The sequence below is a fragment of the Paenibacillus zanthoxyli JH29 genome (assembly GCF_000520715.1).
Taxonomy (GTDB): Bacteria; Bacillota; Bacilli; order Paenibacillales; family Paenibacillaceae; genus Paenibacillus_AQ; species Paenibacillus_AQ zanthoxyli.
Window position 1 is genome coordinate 1 of sequence record NZ_ASSD01000521.1, and the last position, 2,256, is coordinate 2,256.

Consider the following 2,256-nt stretch of genomic DNA (forward strand, 5'->3'; position numbering starts at 1 on the left):
TGTATCCATCCAGTCGCAGGTGATTAACCTGATGCAGGATCTGCAGCGCGAATTCGGATTAACCTACATATTCATCGCGCATGATCTCAGCGTGGTAAAGCATATTTGCGACCGGGTCGCAGTGATGTACCTGGGGCGGATCGTGGAGATCACAGGCAAGGAGAAGCTGTATTCCCATCCCCAGCATCCTTATACGCAGGCGCTGCTGTCGGCGGTTCCCGAGCCCGATCCGGATTTGCGGAAGGAGCGCATCATTCTGCAGGGCGAGGTGCCGAGTCCGGCGAATGCGCCGATCGGCTGCGCCTTCAATACTAGATGTCCGCATGTGATGGATATATGCCGCAATTCGCGGCCGCAGCTTGCCGAGACGGAAGCGGGACACTTCACTGCCTGTTATCTGTACGGCGGGGAATCCAGAACGCAGCTTGCCTAAAGAGAGGGAGGCCGGTTGGCTTTCGCAGGAAATTCTGCCATATGCGCAAGACACGGTTTATGGCCGCCCTTTCAGAGCGGCTCTATATAAACGCATTATATCTATTTATGGAGAGAAAGGGGTATTTACGAAAATGAAGAAATGGGGAAGTCTGGCTTTAACCCTTACGCTTGGCGCGGGACTCGTGCTCAGCGGCTGCGGCGGCAATAACGCAAGCTCGACTAACAGTGCGGCGACAAGTTCGCCGGCAAGCACGGCGACTGCCGGCGCGTCGACGCAGGATACGCTTGTTGTGGGACGCGGCGGCGACTCCGCTTCGCTTGACCCTGCAATTATAACCGACGGCGAATCTTTGAAAATCGACCATCAGGTATTCGATTCCCTGCTGGAGTACAAGCCGGGAACCACCGAGGTCGAGCCTTCTCTAGCCGATAGCTGGGAAGTATCGAAGGACAGCCTGACCTATACGTTCAAGCTGCATCCGGGCGTAAAGTTCCATGACGGCACGGATTTCAACGCCGAGGCGGTTGTATTCAACTTCCAGCGCTGGAGCGATCCGAAGAGCCCATATAAATTCGAAGGCGATTCCTTCGATTACTATGATTCCATGTTCGGACCCGAAGGCTCCCGCGTCATTAAAGAAGTCAAGGCTGTCGACGATTTGACCGTACAGTTTACGCTGAATCAGCCGCAGGCTCCTTTCCTGCAGAACCTTGCGATGACTTCTTTCGGTATCGCGAGCCCGGCAGCGATTAAAGAAAAGAAAGCGAACTTTAAGAACGAGCCGGTCGGCACAGGCCCATTCGTCTTCAAGGAATGGAAGCATAACGATTCCATTACGCTCGAAAAGAATGCAAGCTACTGGAAAGAAGGGCTTCCTAAGCTGAGTAAAGTAATCGTCCGTTCTATTCCGGACAACTCCGCACGCTTCAACGCGCTGCAAAACGGCGAGATCGACCTGATGGAAGATGTGAGCCCGGACGATCTATCGACGCTGGAAGGCATTTCGGATCTGCAAAAGATCGAACGTCCTTCGTTTAACGTCGCTTACCTCGGCTTCAACTTCAAGAAGAAGCCTTTCGACAATGTAAAAGTAAGACAGGCGCTGAACTATGCCGTTAACAAACAGGCCCTTATCGACGCATTCTTTGCCGGACAGGCGCAGCCGGCCGTCAATCCGATGCCGCCGTCCCTGTGGGGCTATAACGACCAGGTGAAAGATTATGAGTATAATCTGGACAAAGCGAAGCAGCTGCTGGCGGAAGCCGGTTACCCGAATGGTCTGCCGGATACGGTAACGCTGTACGCGATGCCGGTATCCCGTCCTTACATGCCGGACGGCAAGAAGGTTGCCGAAGCGATTCAGGCAGACTGGGAGAAGATCGGGGTGAAGACCGTCATCGAGTCTCCGGAATGGGCGACTTATCTGGACGACACGAAAGCCGGCGAGAAAGACGATATCTACATGCTCGGCTGGATGGGCGACAACGGCGACCCTGACAACTTCATTTACACTTTGCTTGACAAGGATTCCATTCCTGGCAACAACCGCAACTTCTATGTAAACGAAAACCTGCACAAGATCCTGGTTGACGCACAAAAAGAAATCGACCAAAACAAACGCGCCGACCTGTACAAGCAAGCTCAGGTAATCATCAAAGAAGACGCTCCTTGGATTCCGCTCGTGCACACGACTCCTCTGCTTGCGGCCAAAGCGAATCTGAAAGGCTTTGTTCCGAGTCCGACAGGCACGGAATATTACAGCGAAGTTTACTTCGAATAGCTTCATAGCACACGATCTTGCCGCCGCTAAAGAGCGGCGG

General features: G+C 53.5%; 2 protein-coding genes. Both read left to right on the forward strand.

All coding sequences use genetic code 11. The features are described 5' to 3' along the window. The coding region (locus L691_RS0120035) for an oligopeptide/dipeptide ABC transporter ATP-binding protein (RefSeq protein ID WP_025692137.1) at nucleotides 1-433 on the forward strand (433 nt) is incomplete at its 5' end. 133 nt (nucleotides 434-566) lie between these two features. After that, nucleotides 567-2,216: an ABC transporter substrate-binding protein gene (locus tag L691_RS0120040; protein WP_025692138.1), complete on the forward strand. Its 1,650-nt coding sequence runs from the start codon at nucleotides 567-569 to the stop codon at nucleotides 2,214-2,216. Nucleotides 2,217-2,256 lie beyond the last annotated feature (40 nt).